Here is a 2,176-nt window from a genome sequence, read left to right on the forward strand (position 1 = left end):
CTCCTGTTCTTCGTCAGATAGCCCGCTATCTTCCTCATCACAGAAGCGAAAATGCCTCAAAAACTCATCCCAAATCATCGCACGATAAATTCAAAACAGCTTCTAAAAACAGTTTCTCAGGAGGAATGATATTCCACCAACTTTTTGATAGGGTTTTGTAGAAATGTGCCGGTGCACAAGCCGCAACAGGCAGCTGCTTCCTCTATCTCAGCACGGAAATGCCAGGCTATAGAGCCTACAAACGAAACAGGCAGGCGTCTGGAGTAAAGCAGAACGTTACGCCGGAAGAACTCTCCGAAATGTTGAAGTAGGAAAGTATGCACCTCCGGGTCGTTTTTGTGCGCATGGATAAACGGTGCAAGACTTGCCAGAAAGCGGTTGGCCTGAGGATGACGATACACGCGTTCAATGATACCTTGCGGGTCGAGGCGCAACGTGTCCAACAAGGCATCGCGAAGCTTCAGGGGAAGTTGGCTCTTAAGGCAATCTGCTACAAAATGCTTGCCCAAGTAAGCCCCGCTTCCTTCATCGCCCAGAATATAACCTAAAGGGGAAATATTTTGGGTGATACGCTCTCCATCGTACAAGCACGAATTAGAGCCGGTACCCAAAATACAAGCAATGCCCGGACGGTGTTGACACAAAGCGCGTGCAGCTCCCAACAAATCCGTTTCTACCTCAATGTGCGCCTTAGGGAAAAGGTCTTGCAGCGCTTCGGTGACAGGAGCCGATACGGATGGCAGACATCCGGCACCATAGAAGAAAATACCCGTACATATATCTGCAGGTACTGTGCATCGGGGTACCAACTGGTCTTCGAGAATATGGCGGATATATTCAGCAGACTGATGGAACGGATTGATACCTTCGGTCTGCACTTGCATGTAAGTCCCACCGATGGTATCATAACACCAGTCAGTCTTCGTTGCTCCACTGTCGGCTATCAGAATCATTTGAGTTTTTAAGTTTTTGAGTTTTTAAGTTTTTTGAGTTTGTCAGCACACAGGCACTCACAGATTTTCATTTTCTCCTTTTGTCATGCTGAGCATCGGCAAAGAATCTCGTGGACATCATGTGTATGCATCCGGGATGCTTCACTTCGTCCAGCATGACAAATTAAGAAGCTGTTTTGAATTTCTCCAAAAAGTTTTTCTTGTCTTGATGTATACGTTTTCGTGTGTGCTTTGGGCGATTTTTTGGTCTTTTTCGCTACTGTTCTTCGTCAGATAGCCCGCTATCTTCCTCATCACAAAAGCGAAAATGCCTCAAAAACTCATCCCAAATCATCGCACGATAAATTCAAAACAGCTTCTAATTTGTGGTGAAACTCAAAAACTATTAATGACAATGTCCGCATCCGCCTCCACAACACCCATCTTCATCGTGGTGATGATGCCCTTCTTCACCGCATCCTCCGCCACAACCTTCGCAATGTCCTCCGCATCCTCCGCTCATGGCGTTCACGATTTCTTCGATTTCTTTATTCGTGGCAGGACGCATCTCAATAATCTTACCCTCGAACATCAGGTCTTTACCGGCGTGAGGATGGTTCAAGTCGATTACTACCTTATCATCGGTAATTTCGCCCACGTTGGCATAGAAGCGATGCCCTTCGTTGTCGTTCAGCATGATGATATTGCCCGGATAAATATTCTCGCTATCAAAATTCCCATCGGGATCGCAGAACATCGCCTTCGATACCTGGCGCACATTGTCCTCATCACGCTCGCCGTATGCTTCGGCACAAGGGATGGTGAAACTGAAGTCGGCCCCCTTTTCCAAGGCAGTGATTTCTTTTTCGAAACGGTCAAGCGTATATCCGATTCCAGAAATAAACTGGAACGGATGTGCGGCAGGTGCTTCTTCGATAAGTTCTTTTTCTCCGCCGTTCATTGCGTAAAGGCGGTATGATACAGTGATGTATTTATTTTCCATGTCTAATATAAATATATTTATTGCGGCACAAAGATAATACAAAAAAGTGAGATACAGAGAAACCGTTCTGAATTTCTCAATGGCATCGCTGCAACCTTCTATGAAGATTGTGATGAAATTCTGATTCAGAAACTCTAAGAAGCTGTTTTGAATTTCTCCAAAAAGTTTTTCTTGGCTTGATGTATCCGTTTTCGTGTGTGCTTTGGGCGATTTTTTGGTCCTTTCCGCTCCTGTTCTTCGT

General features: G+C 45.5%; 2 protein-coding genes. Both read right to left on the bottom strand.

Annotated features, from left to right (window positions below; all coding sequences use genetic code 11):
* Positions 1–116: 116 nt before the first annotated feature.
* The gene (locus tag B5F78_RS16415; protein WP_087407248.1) at positions 117–953 is read right to left on the bottom strand and encodes an ATPase; all 837 of its coding nucleotides are present in this window, start codon (positions 951–953) and stop codon (positions 117–119) included.
* Positions 954–1,338: 385 nt separating this feature from the next.
* Positions 1,339–1,935 carry an FKBP-type peptidyl-prolyl cis-trans isomerase gene (locus B5F78_RS16420; protein ID WP_022040108.1) on the bottom strand — a complete coding sequence of 199 codons (597 nt, stop codon included), beginning with the start codon at positions 1,933–1,935 and terminating at the stop codon, positions 1,339–1,341.
* Positions 1,936–2,176 lie beyond the last annotated feature (241 nt).

This window comes from Bacteroides sp. An279, assembly GCF_002159615.1.
Lineage (GTDB): Bacteria > Bacteroidota > Bacteroidia > Bacteroidales > Bacteroidaceae > Phocaeicola > Phocaeicola intestinalis.

What these genes read in the sequence shown, in the direction of transcription:
- B5F78_RS16415 (WP_087407248.1), bottom strand. Translation starts at nt 953, where the DNA reads ATGATTCTGATAGCCGACAGTGGAGCAACGAAGACTGACTGGTGTTAT.
- B5F78_RS16420 (WP_022040108.1), bottom strand. Translation starts at nt 1,935, where the DNA reads ATGGAAAATAAATACATCACTGTATCATACCGCCTTTACGCAATGAAC.